Annotated in this window: 10 protein-coding genes and 1 pseudogene; 8 read left to right on the top strand and 3 right to left on the bottom strand. The window is 53.1% G+C overall.

Annotated elements, in window-relative coordinates:
* The 5 genes from EVJ20_RS03075 to EVJ20_RS03055 are packed head-to-tail and all read left to right on the top strand — an operon-like array spanning nucleotide 1 to nucleotide 4,561.
* Nucleotides 1–942, top strand: coding sequence for an ABC transporter permease (locus EVJ20_RS03075; RefSeq protein ID WP_161567031.1), 942 nt, complete (start codon nucleotides 1–3; stop codon nucleotides 940–942).
* Nucleotides 939–1,718 (top strand): ABC transporter permease, encoded by a 780-nt coding sequence (locus EVJ20_RS03070; RefSeq protein ID WP_070327333.1) that lies wholly within the window; start codon nucleotides 939–941, stop codon nucleotides 1,716–1,718. Before EVJ20_RS03075 ends, EVJ20_RS03070 begins: the two co-directional genes overlap by 4 nt.
* Nucleotides 1,719–1,736: 18 nt before the next feature.
* The gene (locus EVJ20_RS03065) at nucleotides 1,737–2,507 is read left to right on the top strand and encodes an ABC transporter ATP-binding protein (RefSeq protein ID WP_070327334.1); all 771 of its coding nucleotides are present in this window, start codon (nucleotides 1,737–1,739) and stop codon (nucleotides 2,505–2,507) included.
* Entirely contained in the window at nucleotides 2,491–3,261 is a 771-nt protein-coding gene (locus tag EVJ20_RS03060) for an ABC transporter ATP-binding protein (RefSeq protein ID WP_070327335.1), read from the top strand. The genes EVJ20_RS03065 and EVJ20_RS03060 overlap by 17 nt, the downstream gene beginning before the upstream one ends.
* Nucleotides 3,248–4,561: an MATE family efflux transporter gene (locus EVJ20_RS03055; protein WP_161568082.1), complete on the top strand. Its 1,314-nt coding sequence runs from the start codon at nucleotides 3,248–3,250 to the stop codon at nucleotides 4,559–4,561. Before EVJ20_RS03060 ends, EVJ20_RS03055 begins: the two co-directional genes overlap by 14 nt.
* A 399-nt stretch (nucleotides 4,562–4,960) precedes the next feature.
* Here the strand turns inward: EVJ20_RS03055 and adhE are convergent, their stop codons facing one another.
* The gene (gene adhE / locus EVJ20_RS03045) at nucleotides 4,961–7,552 is read right to left on the bottom strand and encodes a bifunctional acetaldehyde-CoA/alcohol dehydrogenase (protein ID WP_070327336.1); all 2,592 of its coding nucleotides are present in this window, start codon (nucleotides 7,550–7,552) and stop codon (nucleotides 4,961–4,963) included.
* A gap of 386 nt (nucleotides 7,553–7,938) precedes the next feature.
* Here adhE and EVJ20_RS03040 point away from each other — a divergent pair, with 386 nt between their 5' ends.
* From EVJ20_RS03040 to EVJ20_RS03030, 3 genes and pseudogenes are all read left to right on the top strand, one after another.
* Complete coding sequence (locus tag EVJ20_RS03040; RefSeq protein WP_070327337.1) at nucleotides 7,939–8,385, top strand: MarR family winged helix-turn-helix transcriptional regulator; 447 nt, start codon at nucleotides 7,939–7,941, stop codon at nucleotides 8,383–8,385.
* A 79-nt stretch (nucleotides 8,386–8,464) separates the two neighbouring features.
* A complete protein-coding gene (locus EVJ20_RS03035; protein ID WP_070327338.1) occupies nucleotides 8,465–9,178 on the top strand; it encodes a YebC/PmpR family DNA-binding transcriptional regulator in 714 nt (237 codons plus the stop codon).
* A 147-nt stretch (nucleotides 9,179–9,325) separates the two neighbouring features.
* Nucleotides 9,326–10,645: pseudogene (locus EVJ20_RS03030) on the top strand (Na+/H+ antiporter family protein).
* A 148-nt stretch (nucleotides 10,646–10,793) separates the two neighbouring features.
* On the opposite strand, the gene EVJ20_RS03025 reads toward EVJ20_RS03030, so the two are convergent.
* Complete coding sequence (locus EVJ20_RS03025) at nucleotides 10,794–12,245, bottom strand: glutamate synthase subunit beta (protein ID WP_131507012.1); 1,452 nt, start codon at nucleotides 12,243–12,245, stop codon at nucleotides 10,794–10,796.
* On the bottom strand, nucleotides 12,242–16,681 hold the full coding sequence (gene gltB / locus EVJ20_RS03020; protein ID WP_131505006.1) for a glutamate synthase large subunit: 4,440 nt from the start codon (nucleotides 16,679–16,681) through the stop codon (nucleotides 12,242–12,244). The genes EVJ20_RS03025 and gltB overlap by 4 nt, the downstream gene beginning before the upstream one ends.
* Nucleotides 16,682–16,801: the final 120 nt, after the last annotated feature.

The following is a 16,801-nucleotide window of genomic DNA, read 5'->3' as shown; positions in this document are numbered from 1 at the left end:
ATGACGCGATTCGTGGCACGTAAATCGCTTGAGTGGGGACTAGCTTTTCTAGTCTTCACTTTTTTCAGTTTTTTGCTTCTCCGACTCGTCCCGGGAGATCCCGTCCTATACTTATTGAAGGTCGACGAACTGCAAGTCGATGTCGCCGAGATTGACCGCCTCCGCGAGGAGCTTGGCTTCACGGATCCGGTATGGGTCCAATACGTGAATTGGCTCTCTGAAATCGTTCGATTAAACTTAGGCGATTCACTCATCACCGGTCAGCCTGTGACACAATTGTTTAAAAACAACTATGCCGCGACGTTCGAACTCGCGGCCGGAGGTCTCCTCGTGGCGATTGTGCTCGCCGTCCCGCTCGGTACCATCAGCGCTTTCCGACCAATGTCTGTCTTTTCCAAGCTAGCAACCGGATTGTCGATTGTCGGGTCATCGGTCCCTAGTTTTTTAATCGGCTTGTTTTTGATGTATGTATTCGCCGTGTCACTCCAATGGTTCCCTGTAATGGGACGAAACGGCTGGGACAGCCTCGCCTTACCGTCTTTGACGTTAGGCATTGCCGTTGGCGGCGTCTATATCCGGCTCATCCGCTCGACATTACTCGACGTGATGGCGGCTGATTACGTCGTGATAGCAAAAGTTCGGGGAATCCGTTCAAAAAAGTTACTGACGCGCTATATCGCCCGGGCCGCCTTGCCCCCTGTCATCTCGATGTTCGGCGTGAGCGTGGCGAGCCTCATGGGAGGAGTCGTCGTGCTCGAAGTGTTATTCGCTTATCCCGGGGTCGGCAAACTGATGGTGGATTCTGTTTTACGCCGTGATTTCCCCGTCTTGCAAGGGTATCTCGTCTTTACGACTTGTTTAGTCGTCAGTATCAATCTCGTGACCAACGTGATGTTACGTTTACTGCAGCCTCACCTCTATCGAAAGGATGTGTCCCGATGAAACAGCGCCGATTCATCATAAGCGGTTTGGCAATCTTCGTCGTGATGTATGCATTGACATCGATGGTCGACCCGTTCGCGACGAACGTGACGAATCGACTTGCCTCACCATCGCTGCATCATCTGCTCGGCACCGATCACCTAGGGCGAGACGTCTTGTCACGACTCCTTCTTGCAGGCGGGATCACGGTCGGTTTAAGTACCGTCATCATTCTCATCACAGCGACGGTCGGCATCATTCTTGGGACGATCAGCGGGTTCGTCTATCGCAAATTGGAGCGAATCGTCACAAAAGTGACAGATGCGACCATCATCTTTCCCGATACGGTGCTCGCCATCGTCCTCGCTGGAGTCCTAGGTCCGAGCATTCAAAGCCTTGTGCTCGCCATCAGTTTGATTAAGTGGACGTCCTATACACGACTCGTACACACGCTCGTCCTGCAAGAGAGCACGAAGGGACACGTCCTCGCTGCGCGCGTGAACGGTCTTTCGAAACCGAAAATCGCACTCCGGCACGTCCTTCCTGCCGTCTGTCCGCACATTCTTGTCGTCATGAGTCTTGACCTTGGAAAAGTCATCCTCTTGATTTCCGCCTTCTCCTTCATTGGACTAGGTGTTCAATTACCGTTACCAGAATGGGGGGGGATGATCAGTGAAGGACGACATTACCTTGCAACGAATCCGGCGCTCGTTTTTTGGCCGGCGTTCTGTATCGTGTTAACCATTATCGGGTCGACGAGACTCTCGACAAAACTGACACGTCATTTTCAAGTTTAAGCGTTAGGAGGCAACGTAATGTTAGTCATTGATCAACTTTCTATCAAGCATGACGAACGTCCACTTTTACAAGACGTCTCATTCGCCATCGAACGAAATGAGTGGGTCTGTCTCGTCGGCGCGAGCGGAAGCGGCAAATCACTTCTCGTCAAATCGATTTTGCAGATGCTTCCCAACACGCTTCAGACGACAGGTACAATTTATTGGAACGACCAAGAGATTGGGGATGCGAGTAAAACGTGTTCCATTTATGGGTGCGAGATTGGATACATCCCACAACATTACACGACGTCGTTCGCACCATTTTTGACGATGGATGAGCATATTCGGGACTTGTTCGAAAGTCATGACGAGGCATACGACAAAGACCGTATCCGCTCCGCCATGGCCGAGATTCATTTATCGGAAGAACTCCTCAATCGCTATCCACTCGAACTGAGCGGTGGTCAACTTCAGCGGTTTTGCTTATTACTTGCGAGCATTCTTCAACCAACACTCATCATCGCGGACGAGATCACGAATGCGCTCGACGTGCTGACGGCTCGGCAAGTGACCGAATGGTTGAAGTCGATGATCGGTCAAACATCGAGCATGCTGTGGGTCACTCACGATTTAGCCGAAGCGATGACCTATGCCGATCACATCCTCGTCATGAAAGATGGGCGCATCGTTGACGCGGGAAATCGTGAGCACCTGATTGCCTCGGAGAACCCGTATACCAAGTCTTTGCTTCAAGCGGCACCGATTTTAAAACGAGAGGAACGACTCGAACATGTTATTACACGTTGAAAAAGTCTCGAAAAACTATGGTAGCCACTCTGTATTATGTGACGTCACGTTCACGGTTCAGGCTGGCGAATCGGTCGGCTTGATTGGGACGAGCGGTAGCGGAAAGAGCACCTTGTCTCGCTGTATACTCGGACTTGAGCTGGTTGACGCAGGACAGATTCAGCTATGTGATCTGTCTTGGCAGACCGCTTCATGTCGGGAAGTCACACAGATGAGGCAACGCATTCAAGCTGTGTTTCAAGACAGCGCCGAATCGTTCAACCCGAGATGGACGCTCGCAGATTCCATCTTGGAGCCGCTTCGTCATTTTCGTTTGATTGAACCGTACGATGAACGGGCCAAGTTAGAACACTTGTTTGACATCGTTCAACTTCCGCACACATGCATGGCCTCGTATCCTCGTGAATTGAGCGGAGGGCAAAAACAACGTGCCGCCATCGCCAGGTCTCTTAGCCTGAATCCTCAACTCATTCTTCTCGATGAGGCAACGACAGCACTGGACACCATCACGCAACATCACATCGTCGACATGCTAAAGTCCTATCATCGCGACCAGTCGATGGCATTTTTAATCATCTCCCACGATTTATCGGTCGTATCGAAACTGTGTGACCGTATCCTTGTCTTGTCCGAAGGGACGATCGTGGACTCTTTCAACGGCAATGAATTGTTTGATGACTCGCGCCATCCGTACACGATTGCATTGCGCGACGCCTTCGTCGAGAAGGGTCGGTTCTTGCATGGTGTCGACTAAATCATTTTGGCTCATCGCTTACCCGCTCGTGCTCGCCGGTTTCTCAACGCCGCTGCTTGGTGTCGTCGATACGATTGTAATCGCGAACACGGACGAATTGACCGCGATTGGTGCAGTCGCCGTCGGTGCGGTCGTCTTTAACACCCTTTATTGGCTGTTCGGCTTTCTAAAGATTAGTACGAGCGGATTCACAGCGCAAGCACTCGGGAAACAAGATGCAACACGCGTTCAAATGAGTTTGTTCCGGCCGCTCGTCATCGCGTTTGTTTTTGGAACAAGTTTTCTCTTGTTCCTGATCCCGATTCGCGAAACCGCCATTCATCTACTTGTAACTGATGCATCCATGGCCGACTCCGTTCGGACTTATATTACGACGCGACTTTACGCCGCTCCATTCGCGCTTGGTACGTACGTCCTACTCGGCTGGCTGATTGGGCATGGGAGCGTGCGCACCGCCTTAGTCATCCAAGTCGGTGGCAACCTGATGAACATCATCTTAGACGTTTGGTTTATCCACGTGTTTTACGATCCGGTTGCCGGGATTGCTTTTGCGACGAGTTTGTCAGAAGTGATGACGTTTGGATTGGGTTGGCTGTTCGTACAAAGCCGTATCACGTTTTCCGCACAGATAAGCCGCGATTTGATGAACACGGGCGCTTATATTACTTATTTGACCGTCAACCGTGACTTGTTCATCCGTACCGTCTTCTTACTTCTCATGACGGGCTCGTTCACTGCACTTGGAGCCAAACAAGGCGTCGAGGCATTGAGTGCGAATGCCATCTTGTTTCAATTGCAGTATGTGATCGCTTATTGGTTCAGCGGCATCGGTCAAGCTTCCACCGTATTGATTGGGCGCGCAATCGGGCAAAAATCGAATGAAACCTATCGACTCACGGTTCAGATCGGCTCTCGGTTTATTTTGTGGTCAACGGTTATTATCACCGTACTACTGTCAGTGGCACAGGATGGAATCATTCACCTCTTCACGGAAGATATAGCGCTCCGCTCGACGATTGAGACGTATTATATGTGGATTATTTTGTATCCGTTCATCGGTGGTTTGGCCATGTTGTATGAAGGTGTCTTTGCCGGCATCGGAGACGCTCGGCCCGTCCGTAACTCACTCATCTATGCGTTTATCGTGTTTACGATTGTGGCCTTCTTGCTCGTCCCCTCCATCGGGAATCATGGGGTTTGGTTAGCTTTTCTTTGCTTCAGTCTCACACGGTCGCTCTCGTTGGCGATGAATGAACGCAGGAGACGAAATTGTCTGTTTTCGCCATCTCACCTTTCATAAAAATGGTATAGTGAAAAGATATTACAAAGTCGAAAGATAGAAATACGAAAACCCAAAGACGGTTGGTGCAATCTATGAATAATGTTTACAATCCGAATCAACAAATAAAGAAAAAGCGCTACCTGTGCGCTTTCCTCCTCCTCGCCTTGCTCAATACAGTACAACATGCATACGACATTGGTTTTGACGCATCCTCTCCGTACCGACTCGTCGGCGGTCTAGTTTTTTATGCAATCTTGCTTTATTTTGGGCTGAGAAATAAAGCGTGGGCTGAGATCGCGATCAAGTTTGTCGTCTGGTTCAACGTCATCGCTTTATCCGTCATCCTCCTGTTCATGGGACTTTCCTTAATTGCATGACAAAAGGCGACCACTCGTTGGAGTGATCGCCTTTTTTTGATTATACGCCTTCGTACGCTGCGTACATGATTTCTTTCAATTCTTCGACGAGCGGCATTTTCGGGTTCGCCGTCGTACATTGGTCTTCGAACGCATCGACCGCCATTTTGTCGATTTTCGCATCAAGGTCCGCTTTCTTGATGCCTTGTGCTTTGAACGAGAGTTTGATGTTCAAGCGCTGTCCGAGCTCGATGATCGCTTGGACGAGTGACTCGACGCCTTCTTCAGTCGTCTTCGCCGGGAGTCCGAGGAAGCGTGCGATTTCAGCGTAGCGCTCGTCAGCGATGAATGACTCATATTTCGGGAACGCCGCAAGTTTCGATGGGCGTGTCGCGTTGTAGCGGATGACGTGCGGCATGAGGATCGCGTTCGTCCGACCGTGCGGCACGTGGAACTCGCCACCGATTTTGTGCGCGATCGAGTGGTTGATTCCGAGGAATGCGTTCGCGAATGCCATACCGGCCATTGTTGAGGCGTTGTGCACTTTTTGACGAGCTTCAGCGTCGCTTCCGTTTTCGTAAGCTTTCGGGAGGTAGTCGAAGATCATCTTCATCGAACGGAGGGCCAGTCCGTCTGTATAGTCGTTCGCCATGACCGATACGTACGCTTCGATGGCGTGTGTCAAGACGTCCATTCCTGTGTCAGCCGTGATTGAAGCCGGTACCGTCATAACGAACTCAGGGTCGATGATGGCGACGTCTGGTGTGATCGCGTAGTCGGCGATCGGGTATTTGACGTTCCGTTTTTTATCAGTGATGACCGTGAACGGTGTCACTTCTGAACCTGTACCTGACGTTGTCGGGATCGCGACGAACATCGACTTGTTGCCGAGCGTCGGGAACTTGTACGTCCGTTTGCGAATATCCATGAACTTCTGGCGAAGGTTTGAGAACTTCTCTTCTGGACGTTCGTAGAAGAGCCACATCCCTTTCGCAGCATCCATCGGTGATCCACCACCGAGCGCGATGATCATATCCGGTTGGAATTGGCGCATCGCCTCGGCACCTGCCATGACCGTCTCGACCGATGGATCTGGTTCGACTTGGTCGAAGATGCGGTAGTCAACACCAGCCGGCAAGTTTTTGATGACTTTGTCAGCAAATCCGAGTTTGACCATCATTTCGTCTGTGACGATCATTGCTCGTTTTTTTGACGTGAGCGACTGCAAGTATTGAACCGAGTTTTTCTCGAAGTAAATTTTTTCAGGGACTTTAAACCATTGCATATTCACGCGACGTCTCGCCACCTTTTTCACGTTGAGTAGATGTTTCGCCGTCACGTTCTCAGAGACGGAGTTTTTACCGTACGACCCACAACCGAGTGTGAGTGATGGTGTCATTTCGTTGTAAAGGTCACCGATACCGCCGTGTGCCGTTGGCGAGTTGACGATGATGCGGCAAGCTTTCATGCGAAGTCCGAACGCGAGGATCGCGTCGTCGTCTGTCGAGTGAATTGCGGCCGTATGGCCGAGACCACCGATTTCAAGCATTTTCTCAGCAATCGCGAAGCCTTCTTCTCGTGATTGAACTTTATAAGCGCCGAGCACCGGGCTGAGCTTCTCGTGTGAGAGCAGTTCTGTTGCGCCGACTGTCTCGAGTTCAGCGATCAAGATTTTCGTGTCGGCCGGGACGCTGAGTCCAGCTTTCTCGGCGATCCATGCTGCCGGTTTCCCGACGATCTCAGGGTTGACCGCACATGTGTCTGTCTTGATGACGAGTGTTTCGAGTTTGGCTTTTTCTTCTGGTGAGCAGAAGTAGCAGCCGAGCGCTGTCATTTCACGTTTCACGTCTTCATATACTTCTTGGTCGACGATGATCGCTTGTTCTGACGCACAAATCATGCCGTTATCGAACGTTTTCGATAAGATGACGTCCGAGATGGCGCGTTTCACTTTCGCTGTCTTGTCGATATAAGCCGGGACGTTACCAGGTCCGACGCCGAGCGCTGGTTTACCTGTCGAGTAAGCCGACTTCACCATTGCCGCGCCGCCTGTTGCGAGTACCATGGCCACGCCTGGGTGGTTCATGAGTGCTTTCGTCGCGTCGAGTGACGGTTTTTCGACCCATTGGATCAAATGTTCCGGTGCACCTGCTGCGATTGCTGCGTCACGAAGGACGCGGGCCGCTGCACTTGAACATTGTTGTGCTGACGGGTGGAAGCCGAAAATGATCGGGTTACGTGTTTTGATGGCGATGATCGCTTTGAACATCGTCGTTGATGTCGGGTTCGTGACCGGTGTGACCCCGGCGACGACACCGACCGGCTCGGCGATGTATGTGATGCCGTTTTGCTCATCGTCTTCGATGACGCCAACTGTTTTCTCACCGCGAAGTGAGTTGAAAATATATTCTGTCGCAAAGATGTTTTTGATCATCTTGTCTTCAAACACACCGCGACCTGTTTCTTCAAATGCATGTTTAGCGAGTGCGACGTGTTGCTCGAGTCCGGCTAACGCCATCGCTTGGACGATCGTGTCGATTTTCTCTTGGTCAAACGTCATCAACGTGTCGAGTGCCGTGTGCGCTTGCTTGACGAGCGTGTCGACCATCTGTTCTGCTGATGTTTCCACTACTGCTTTCTCTTTAACTGCCATGTTGGTTTCCTCCTCATGAATGAGAGCTGATCTTCTGACTTGATGGAGAGCACGGGATAATCGGTTTGCCTGATAAGAGTTTGTGCTTTCCTTCACATTCATAGAATACACCGTTTCATTCAATTTGTGCGTGACAACAATGTGAACTCTTTCACAATATTTTTTTGCTGTTTGAGGATAGGTCTTGATTTTTACAGATCAGCTCAGTAAAATCGTATGCGTTTTCATGAAAACAAGGACAGATCCATATGTAAACGCTTACATTGTTTGTGTCATTAGTTTGGCGGAATCGGTGTGTAAATGCTCACAGTCCGATGATTGCTCGTCCACCCCGCCTGTGGTCGTGTATAATGAAGAAAGAACCTGACTAGGAAGTGACTATGACTATGCCAAGACAAGATGCAGCCGATCAGTTTGTGAAACTGATCCCGTTAATCAGAAGAAAACTGCTCCGCCGCTCCGACCTCCCGCAAATCCCGAACTTGAACTTCTCTCACTTTCATCTACTGATGTTGATCGAGGATGAAGGCGCGGTCACGAACGGACAAATTAGTGAGACGTTATCGATTGCCCCGCCGAACGTGACGCCGCTCATCACGAAGCTCGTCGACGAAGGGTATATTACACGTGTCCCTGACGAGCGCGACCGCCGTGTCATCTGGAACCAATTGACCGACCAAGGAGAGCGCGTGCTCCTCGAGCGGCGCGACTCGTTTCGGCGCCTGTTCGAGGATCGGTTAGCGTTCCTCGATGAGGATGAGACCGACCGCTTGATCGACAGTTTAAAGACGCTGACCGAGATCGTTGAGAAGATGGACAAGAGCGAGGGATGATTTTCTCTCGTCAACGCTCGCTTCTTCTTATATAATCGACAGTGAATCTATCGAACAATGGAAAGTGAGATGACACATAATGGGTCGTAAATGGAACAACATTAAAGAGAAAAAGGCGTCTAAAGACGCCAATACGAGTCGTATCTACGCGAAGTTCGGCCGCGAGATCTACATCGTCGCCCGCCAAGGTGAACCTGATCCGGAATTGAACCAATCGCTCAAGTTCGTCGTCGAGCGCGCGAAGACGTATAACGTCCCGAAAGCGATCATCGACCGGGCCATCGACAAAGCGAAAGGCGGCGACGAAGAGAACTTCGACGAACTCCGCTATGAGGGCTTTGGGCCGAGCGGGTCGATGCTCATCGTCGACACGCTCACGAACAACGTCAACCGGACCGCCTCTGAAGTTCGAGCCGCGTTCGGCAAGAACGGTGGTAACATGGGCGTCAGCGGGTCGGTCGCGTATATGTTCGATGCGACGGCCGTCATCGGTGTCGGCGGGATGACAGCAGACGACGTGCTCGAACTCATGATGGAGCACGACCTCGATGTCCGTGACGTCATCGAAGAAGACGAGACGGTCATCGTCTATGCCGAGCCGGAAGAATTCCATGCCGTCCAGACCGCGTTCAAAGCGGCGGGTGTGGAGACGTTCGAAGTCGCCGAGCTGACGATGCTACCGCAAAACGAAGTCGAACTCGACGAAGCGTCGAAAGAGCAATTCGAGAAACTACTCGACGTACTCGAAGACTTAGAAGACGTTCGTCAGGTGTACCATAACGTCGAACTATGATGAAGAAGCGATAACTTTTCGAAGTTGTCGCTTTTTTTGTTTTCATGATTTGACAAGTCATAAAACGTATGTTAAATTTCAAAAGTCTTTATCGTATTAAAGTGATAACAAGAGAAAGAACTTATGATTCGAAAGGTGTTGGAACTCATGAATGCTGTATTATTAGCTGTCATTGTCTTATTTGCTCTCGCGATCAGTCGTGTCCATATCGTCTTATCGCTCATCCTCGCCGCCATCGTCGGTGGACTTGTCGGAGGACTCGGTTTCAACGACACGTTGACCGCTTTCAGCGACGGGCTTGGTGGCGGTGCCACGATCGCCCTCAGCTACGCCCTGCTCGGTGCGTTCGCTGTCGGCTTGTAAAAGACCGGCCTGCCTGACGTCCTGGCTGAACGGTTGATCAGCATGTCTGGCCGTGATGTGACCGGCAAGAGTGTCGGTCGCGTCAAAGCGTTACTGCTGTCGCTGCTGCTCTTACTCGCTATCAGCTCACAGAACGTCTTACCGATCCACATCGCCTTCATCCCGATCGTCGTACCGCCGTTACTCGTCTTGTTCAATGAGTTGAAACTCGATCGCCGGCTCGTCGCGACGATCCTCACGTTCGGGCTTGTCACACCGTACATGTTGCTACCGGTCGGCTTCGGCGGCATCTACTTGAACGAGATTTTGCTCCCGAACGTCGAGACGAACGGGATGGCTGTCGGTGACGTCAATATCGTCAGCATCATGGCCATCCCGGCACTCGGGATGCTCGTCGGACTCATCACCGCTTTCTTCCACTACCGGAAACCGCGGTCGTATGAAACGATCCAACTCGGTCCGAGCGACTATGAGGTCCGCACGTTGAGCAACATGAAGATTTGGTTGACGGCGATCGTCGTCTTGGTCGTCTTGGTCGTTCAATTACAGACCGAATCGATGATCGCTTCGGCCGTGACCGGTTTGATCCTGTTGACGCTCTTCCGTCTCATCCCTTGGTCAGAAGCGGACGATATCTTTACGAGCGGCATGCGCATGATGGCCTTTATCGGTTTCGTCATGATCGCTGCGAGCGGATTCGCCGCCGTCATCCGTGAAACGGGTGCGATTGAACCGCTCGTGAGCGGAGCAAGCAACTTGATGGGTGACTCACAGTTCCTCGCCGCCCTCGTCATGCTCCTCGTCGGTCTCGTCATCACACTCGGTATCGGCTCGAGCTTTTCGACCATACCGATCATCGCCGCCATCTTCGTGCCGTTATGTATCCAGTACGGTTTCTCGGTCGAAGCGACGATCGCCATCATCGGAACGGCCGGAGCACTCGGTGACGCCGGTAGCCCGGCGAGTGATTCGACGCTCGGACCGACGAGCGGTTTGAACGCGGACGGGCAACACGACCACTTGCGCGAGACGGTCTGGCCGACGTTCCTCCACTACAACATCCCGCTCATCGTCTTCGGTTTGATTGCCGCGATGGTATTATAATCACTTCCGGTTACGCCGCGCGTAAATCGTGCCGAGCAAGACGAGCACGAGTAAAAACCAAAAACCCGTATACATGAGGACTTCTGTTAGCATCTCTGACTCCTCCTATTGATCAATCTAAAAAGGAGCGACATCGCGTCGCTCCTTTTTATGATGAAGTTTTTAGACGAGATTGACAAGCCTCCAAGTAAGCGTCGACCGTTTCGGCGACTTCTCGCCCTTCGCGGATCGCCCAGACGATCAAGCTTTGTCCGCGTCTCGCGTCCCCGGCGACGAAGACGCCGTCTACGTTCGAAACGTAGTCTTGCTTCGCTTCGACGCCAAGTTTGCGTAATTCGGATTCAGGACGTTCAAAACCGATGGCGACGAGGACGAGGTCGGCCGGATACGTCTTAACTGAATCTTCGACGACGAAGAACGTCGCGTGACCGTCTGGTTTGACGATCTTTTCCATCCGTTCCGTCTCGATGCCGGCGACGCGACCGTCTTGGCTAATAACTCGGTTCGAGCGGATCAAATACGTTCTCGGGTCATGCTCATAACGTTCGATCGCCTCGGCGTAAGCATAATCGACCGAAAGCGTATCTGGTTGAAGTGGCCACGGACGTTCTGGCGCCCGGAACATGCCTTTTTCCGGGTGTTTGCCGAACTGTGTGACCGATTTCGCACCTTGCCGGATCGCCGTCGCGACACAATCGGCCCCGGTGTCACCGCCACCGATGACGATGACGTCTTTCCCGGCCGCGTCATACTGTGCGTCGATCATTTTTCCGCCGAGCACCCGTGTCGACTCGGTCAAATAGTCCATCGCCGGTTCGACGCCGGTCGCGTCGTCCCCTTCGATTCCGAGCGTCCGCTGTTTCTGCGCCCCCGTCGCCAGGATGACGGCATCAAACTTGTGGCGGAGTGACTCGACCGTCACATCAACACCGACGTTGACACCTGTCTTAAAGCGGATTCCTTCCGCCGCGAGCAAGTGAATCCGGCGCCGGACGACGTCTTTATCAAGCTTCATGTTTGGGATCCCGTAAAACAACAACCCGCCCGCCTCGTCAGCTTTTTCATACACGGTGACGTGATGACCGATTTGATTCAACTGGTCCGCCGCAGCGAGACCCGCTGGACCGCTGCCGATGATGGCGACCGAGCGTCCGGTCCGCATCTGGACGAGGCGCGGTTGGACCCACCCTTCTTCGAACGCGCGGTCGATAATCGTCCGTTCGATCGATTTGATGGCGACCGGGTCCTCGCTGATGCCGAGCGTACACGACCCTTCACATGGGGCCGGACAAACGCGGCCCGTGAACTCTGGGAAGTTGTTCGTCTCCATCAACCGCTCGTAGGCACGATACCAGTCTTGGTCCGAGACGAGCTTGTTCCATTCCGGAATCAAGTTGTGGATCGGGCACCCGATCGTCTCTTGCCCGATCATGTCACCGACGTGACAAAACGGGGTCCCGCAGTCCATGCAGCGCTCGGCCTGCTTGACGATCGGTTCATCGTCCATCCGGGATGAATATTCATCATAGTCACGTATCCGCTCGAGCACTGTACGCTCAGGGAGCGTCTCACGTGGGATATCGATAAATTTATGTCTCATACTACGCCTCCTTCAGTCACGACCCGGAACAGTTCGAGGGCACGGTCTGCCTCGTTCAGTTCCGGACGAGTGGCTTCAATTTGACGCATGACGTCAAGTACGTTCGCATAATCGCGAGGTACGATTTTGACGAAGCGCTTCCGCTCGTCATCGAACGACTCGAGGATACGACTCGCTTTCACACTATCCGTGTGGAATTGATGCATCTCGAGCAGCGTGTAAATCTGTTCTGTGTCCTCATCGGTCAACTCGCGTTCGACCGCTACGAGTTCTGTGTTGACGAGTTGGTCATAGTCTTGGTCACCGTATAGGAAGGCGACACCTCCGGACATCCCGGCCGCGAAGTTGCGGCCGACCGTTCCTAGGACGACGACCGTCCCACCGGTCATATATTCACACCCGTGATCCCCGACGCCTTCAGTGACGGTGACGGCACCTGAGTTTCGGACCGCGAACCGTTCCCCCGTGTGTCCGTTGAAAAATGCCATCCCCGATGTCGCCCCGTACAAGCAGACGTTGCCGGCGATGATTTGTTCGCTCTCGTCGAACGGGGCATGTTTCTCAGCGATGACCGCGAGTTTCCCGCCGCTCAACCCTTTTCCGACATAATCGTTCGCATCCCCGATCACAGAGATTGTGATGCCATGAGGAAGAAATGCGCCTAAACTTTGTCCGGCCGATCCGCTCAGTCGGAGTGAGATCGTATCTTCAGCCAAACCGATGTTGCCGTGAACTTTCGTCACTTCGTAGCCGAGCATCGTCCCGACGGCCCGGTCCGTATTGCGGACCCGCCCGACGAAGAACGTCGGTTGAAGCGATTTGATCGAACGCGATACGGCTGGGATCAATTTTCGATGGTCGTACGACTGAAAAGCCGGATGAGCTAACTCTTCCTTCCCCGGTAACGCTGTCGGGACCGATAACATCGGTGTCAAATCGAGCATTTTCGCTTTCGCGTGCTCCTGTTTCCAGGCGCTCTCTTCTAGCAAGTCCGTTCGGCCGATGACCTCACCGATCGTCTTCGCGCCGAGCGAGGCGAGTATTTCGCGCACTTCTTCGGCGAGGAACGTCATAAGATTGACGACGTGTTCCGGTTTACCCATGAACTTTTGGCGAAGCGCCGGGTCTTGTGTCGCGACGCCGACCGGACACGTGTCCAGATGACAGGCCCGCATCATGATACAGCCGAGCACGACGAGCGGTGCCGTCGCGAACGCGTATTCCTCCGCCCCAAAGATGGCGGCGAGGACGATATCGCGTCCGGTCATGAGCTTGCCGTCCGTCTCGAGCGTGACGCGACCGCGAAGTCCGTTCAATGCGAGCGTCTGGTGTGTCTCAAGCAATCCGAGCTCCCAAGGAAGACCCGTATGCTTAATCGACGTCCGAGGCGAAGCCCCTGTCCCGCCATCGTAGCCGCTGATGACGATCGTGTCGGCGTTCGCTTTGGCGACGCCGGCCGCAATCGTTCCGACACCGGATTTCGAGACGAGCTTGACGCTCACTTTTGCTTTCGGATTGACGTGCTTCAAGTCAAAGATCAACTGGGCCAAGTCTTCGATCGAGTAGATGTCATGGTGCGGTGGCGGCGAGATGAGCCCGACACCTGGGACTGAGCCGCGCACTTCGGCGACCCACGGGTAGACTTTATTGCCCGGCAACTGCCCACCTTCCCCTGGTTTCGCACCTTGCGCCATCTTGATTTGGATCTCATCGGCATGATACAAATATTCGGCCGTGACACCAAATCGTCCACTTGCCACTTGTTTGATCCGACTGATGCGCTCGTTCCCGTCCGCGTCAGGAGTGAAGCGGTTACGGTTTTCGCCGCCTTCACCTGAGTTGCTCTTCCCGCCGATCCGGTTCATGGCGATGGCGAGCGTCTCATGTGCCTCTTTCGACAGGGAGCCGAACGACATCGCGCCCGTCTTGAAACGGCTGACGATCGAGGCGACCGATTCGACCTCGTCGATCGGGATAGGCTCTTGCGATTTAAAGTCGAACAACTGTCTTAAAAATTGACCGGATGCTTCATGCTGTTTGACGTAAGCGTCATAGTAACGGCGTTCGTTCTCGCGGCATGCCCGTTGCAACAAGTGAATCGACTTAGGGTTAAAGGCGTGCTCTTCTCCGTCGGCTCGCCACTGGAAATCTGCTCCCGCTTCAAGCGGACGGTCACGGCTAAATGCCGATTCGTGCTGACGCCGTGATTCTGCTTCGAGCTCCTTGAACCCGATCCCGGACAGTTGTGACGTCGTCCCGCGGAAATGGCGGTCGATCAATGCGCGGTCGATGCCGACCGCCTCAAAAATTTGTGCTCCCCGGTAACTTTGCACGGTCGAGATCCCCATCTTCGACATAATTTTGACGATTCCATCGACTGCAGCCGTTTGATAGCGGCGGATCGCTTCTTCGACCGAGAACGAAATCAATCCGGCTTCTACCGCTTCGGCGATCGTCGCGTACACTAAATACGGATAGACCGCATCGGCCCCGTATCCGATCAAAGCGGCGGCTTGGTGCACTTCTCTCACTTCTCCGCTTTCAGCGATGAGACTGCATGACGCCCGTAAGTTCGACCGAATCAAATGTTGATGGACCGCGCTCATGACGAGCAGGGCCGGCATCGCGAGCGATGACTCGGACATGTCACGGTCAGACAAGACGATGACTTCAGCCCCATCTCGGACGGCCGCATCGACACGTTCAAACAATGACTCGAGTGAACGTTCGAGGTCTGTTTCATACGTTGTCGTGATGCGGACGACGTTCATTTTCAACTTCACCGCCTCGACTGTCGCCGCGTCAATGATCGGATGTTCGAGCCAGACGCGGCGGGCGTGTCCCCGACCGGTATGAACCGGATTCGCTTGAGGACCGAGCCAAGTGAACGTCGCCGTGACGATTTTCTCGCGCAACGCGTCGATCGGAGGGTTTGTCACTTGGGCGAAGTGTTGCTTAAAGTAATGGAACAGCGACCGCGGTCGCTCTGACAAGACCGCGACCGGTTGGTCATGGCCCATCGAGCCGATCGGATCTTTTTTCTCGAGGATGAGCGGCACGAGATATTGCTCGATATCCTCTTTCGTGTATCCGAACGCCCGTTGTTTACGGTGCACCTGTTCGACGACCGGTTCATTCACAGGCTGGTCCGCAATCGTCGTCATCTGCTTCAACCATTTCCCGTACGGTTCGGCCCGGGCGATCGTCTGTTTGATCTCTGCGTCTGGAATGAGACGTTTCGATTCCAAGTCGATGAGGAGGAGCTGCCCGGGACGGAGACGCTGCTTCGTCTTGACGTTCTCCGCATGGACCGGGATGACCCCGCTCTCAGACGACAGGATGAGTTCCCCGTCCATCGTCTCGATATAACGCATCGGCCGCAAGCCGTTCCGGTCCAAGATTGCCCCGATTTGACGCCCGTCCGTGAAGACGACGCCCGTCGGTCCGTCCCACGGCTCCATAATCGACGAATGGTACTGATAAAAGTCTTTTTTGAACGGATCCATCGATACTTCGGCGAACGGCTCAGGGATGAGCATCATCGCCGTGTGTGCGATCGAACGACCGGTCCGAGTGAAGAACTCGAACGCGTTGTCGAGCATCGAGGAGTCACTGCCCGTTTCTTGGAGCACGGGGAACAGTTCGTTCACATCATCGAACAGGTCGGTCGAGGTCACACCTTCGCGGGCACGCATCGCATCGATGTTCCCGCGTAACGTGTTGATCTCACCGTTATGCACGATCATCCGGTTCGGATGGGCCCGCTCCCATGACGGGAACGTGTTCGTCGAGAACCGTGAATGGACGATCCCGAACGTGCTCTTATAAGCCGGCGATTGCAGATCGAGATAAAACCGCTCAATCTGGATCGGCGTCAACATCCCTTTATAAACGATCGTCTTCGTCGACAGGCTAGGAAGATAAAGGTTTAATTCGTCTGTTTTCTCGATCATCCGGCGAAGCTGATAGAGCGAGCGTTCGTTTGAATCGTAGTCCGCGAACGGGCACGACACGAACCATTGATAAATCGTCGGTTGTGTCACCCGAGCGTGTTCACCGATCGCCAAACTGTCGACCGGTACTTCCCGCCAGGCGATTGTCGCGAAATCGAGTTCATCGGCGAGTCGCTCCATTTGTTGTTGCTTGTCGCGCAACTTTGTCTCGTTCGGTTGGAAGAACACCATGCCGACCGCATAGCCCCCCGGCGCTGGCAAGTTCATCGTCTGAGTGAATAACTCGTGTGGCAACTCGGTCATGATGCCGGCCCCGTCACCAGCGTCGATGACGCCTTGCCCACCTCTATGTTCGAGCTTACAGAGCATCGATAGCGATTTGCTGACGATATCGTGCTTTGTTTCTCCCATTAAATTGACATATAACCCAATACCGCATGCATCTTTTTCGAATCGTGGATCGTACAAACTTGTTCGCTCCATCGAATCAGCCCCTCTCTATCCATCTTGTTCGTAAATTTTATTTTGTTCTAAATATTCTGAAAAATCAAGTATGTTGAATGAATTTTTGCATAACGGTAACGGAATGAATATTTTTTGAAA

Source organism: Exiguobacterium sp. SH0S1 (assembly GCF_004337165.1).
Classification (GTDB): domain Bacteria; phylum Bacillota; class Bacilli; order Exiguobacteriales; family Exiguobacteriaceae; genus Exiguobacterium; species Exiguobacterium aurantiacum_A.
Note: the sequence above shows the minus strand (reverse complement) of the source record. Positions and strands in the feature narration are given on the sequence as shown.

Bases quoted from the DNA above. Each gene is read 5' to 3' on its own strand.
- EVJ20_RS03075 (WP_161567031.1), top strand. From the start codon at position 1: ATGACGCGATTCGTGGCACGTAAATCGCTTGAGTGGGGACTAGCTTTT.
- EVJ20_RS03070 (WP_070327333.1), top strand. From the start codon at position 939: ATGAAACAGCGCCGATTCATCATAAGCGGTTTGGCAATCTTCGTCGTG.
- EVJ20_RS03065 (WP_070327334.1), top strand. From the start codon at position 1,737: ATGTTAGTCATTGATCAACTTTCTATCAAGCATGACGAACGTCCACTT.
- EVJ20_RS03060 (WP_070327335.1), top strand. From the start codon at position 2,491: ATGTTATTACACGTTGAAAAAGTCTCGAAAAACTATGGTAGCCACTCT.
- EVJ20_RS03055 (WP_161568082.1), top strand. From the start codon at position 3,248: ATGGTGTCGACTAAATCATTTTGGCTCATCGCTTACCCGCTCGTGCTC.
- adhE (WP_070327336.1), bottom strand. From the start codon at position 7,552: ATGGCAGTTAAAGAGAAAGCAGTAGTGGAAACATCAGCAGAACAGATG.
- EVJ20_RS03040 (WP_070327337.1), top strand. From the start codon at position 7,939: ATGCCAAGACAAGATGCAGCCGATCAGTTTGTGAAACTGATCCCGTTA.
- EVJ20_RS03035 (WP_070327338.1), top strand. From the start codon at position 8,465: ATGGGTCGTAAATGGAACAACATTAAAGAGAAAAAGGCGTCTAAAGAC.
- EVJ20_RS03025 (WP_131507012.1), bottom strand. From the start codon at position 12,245: ATGAGACATAAATTTATCGATATCCCACGTGAGACGCTCCCTGAGCGT.
- gltB (WP_131505006.1), bottom strand. From the start codon at position 16,681: ATGGAGCGAACAAGTTTGTACGATCCACGATTCGAAAAAGATGCATGC.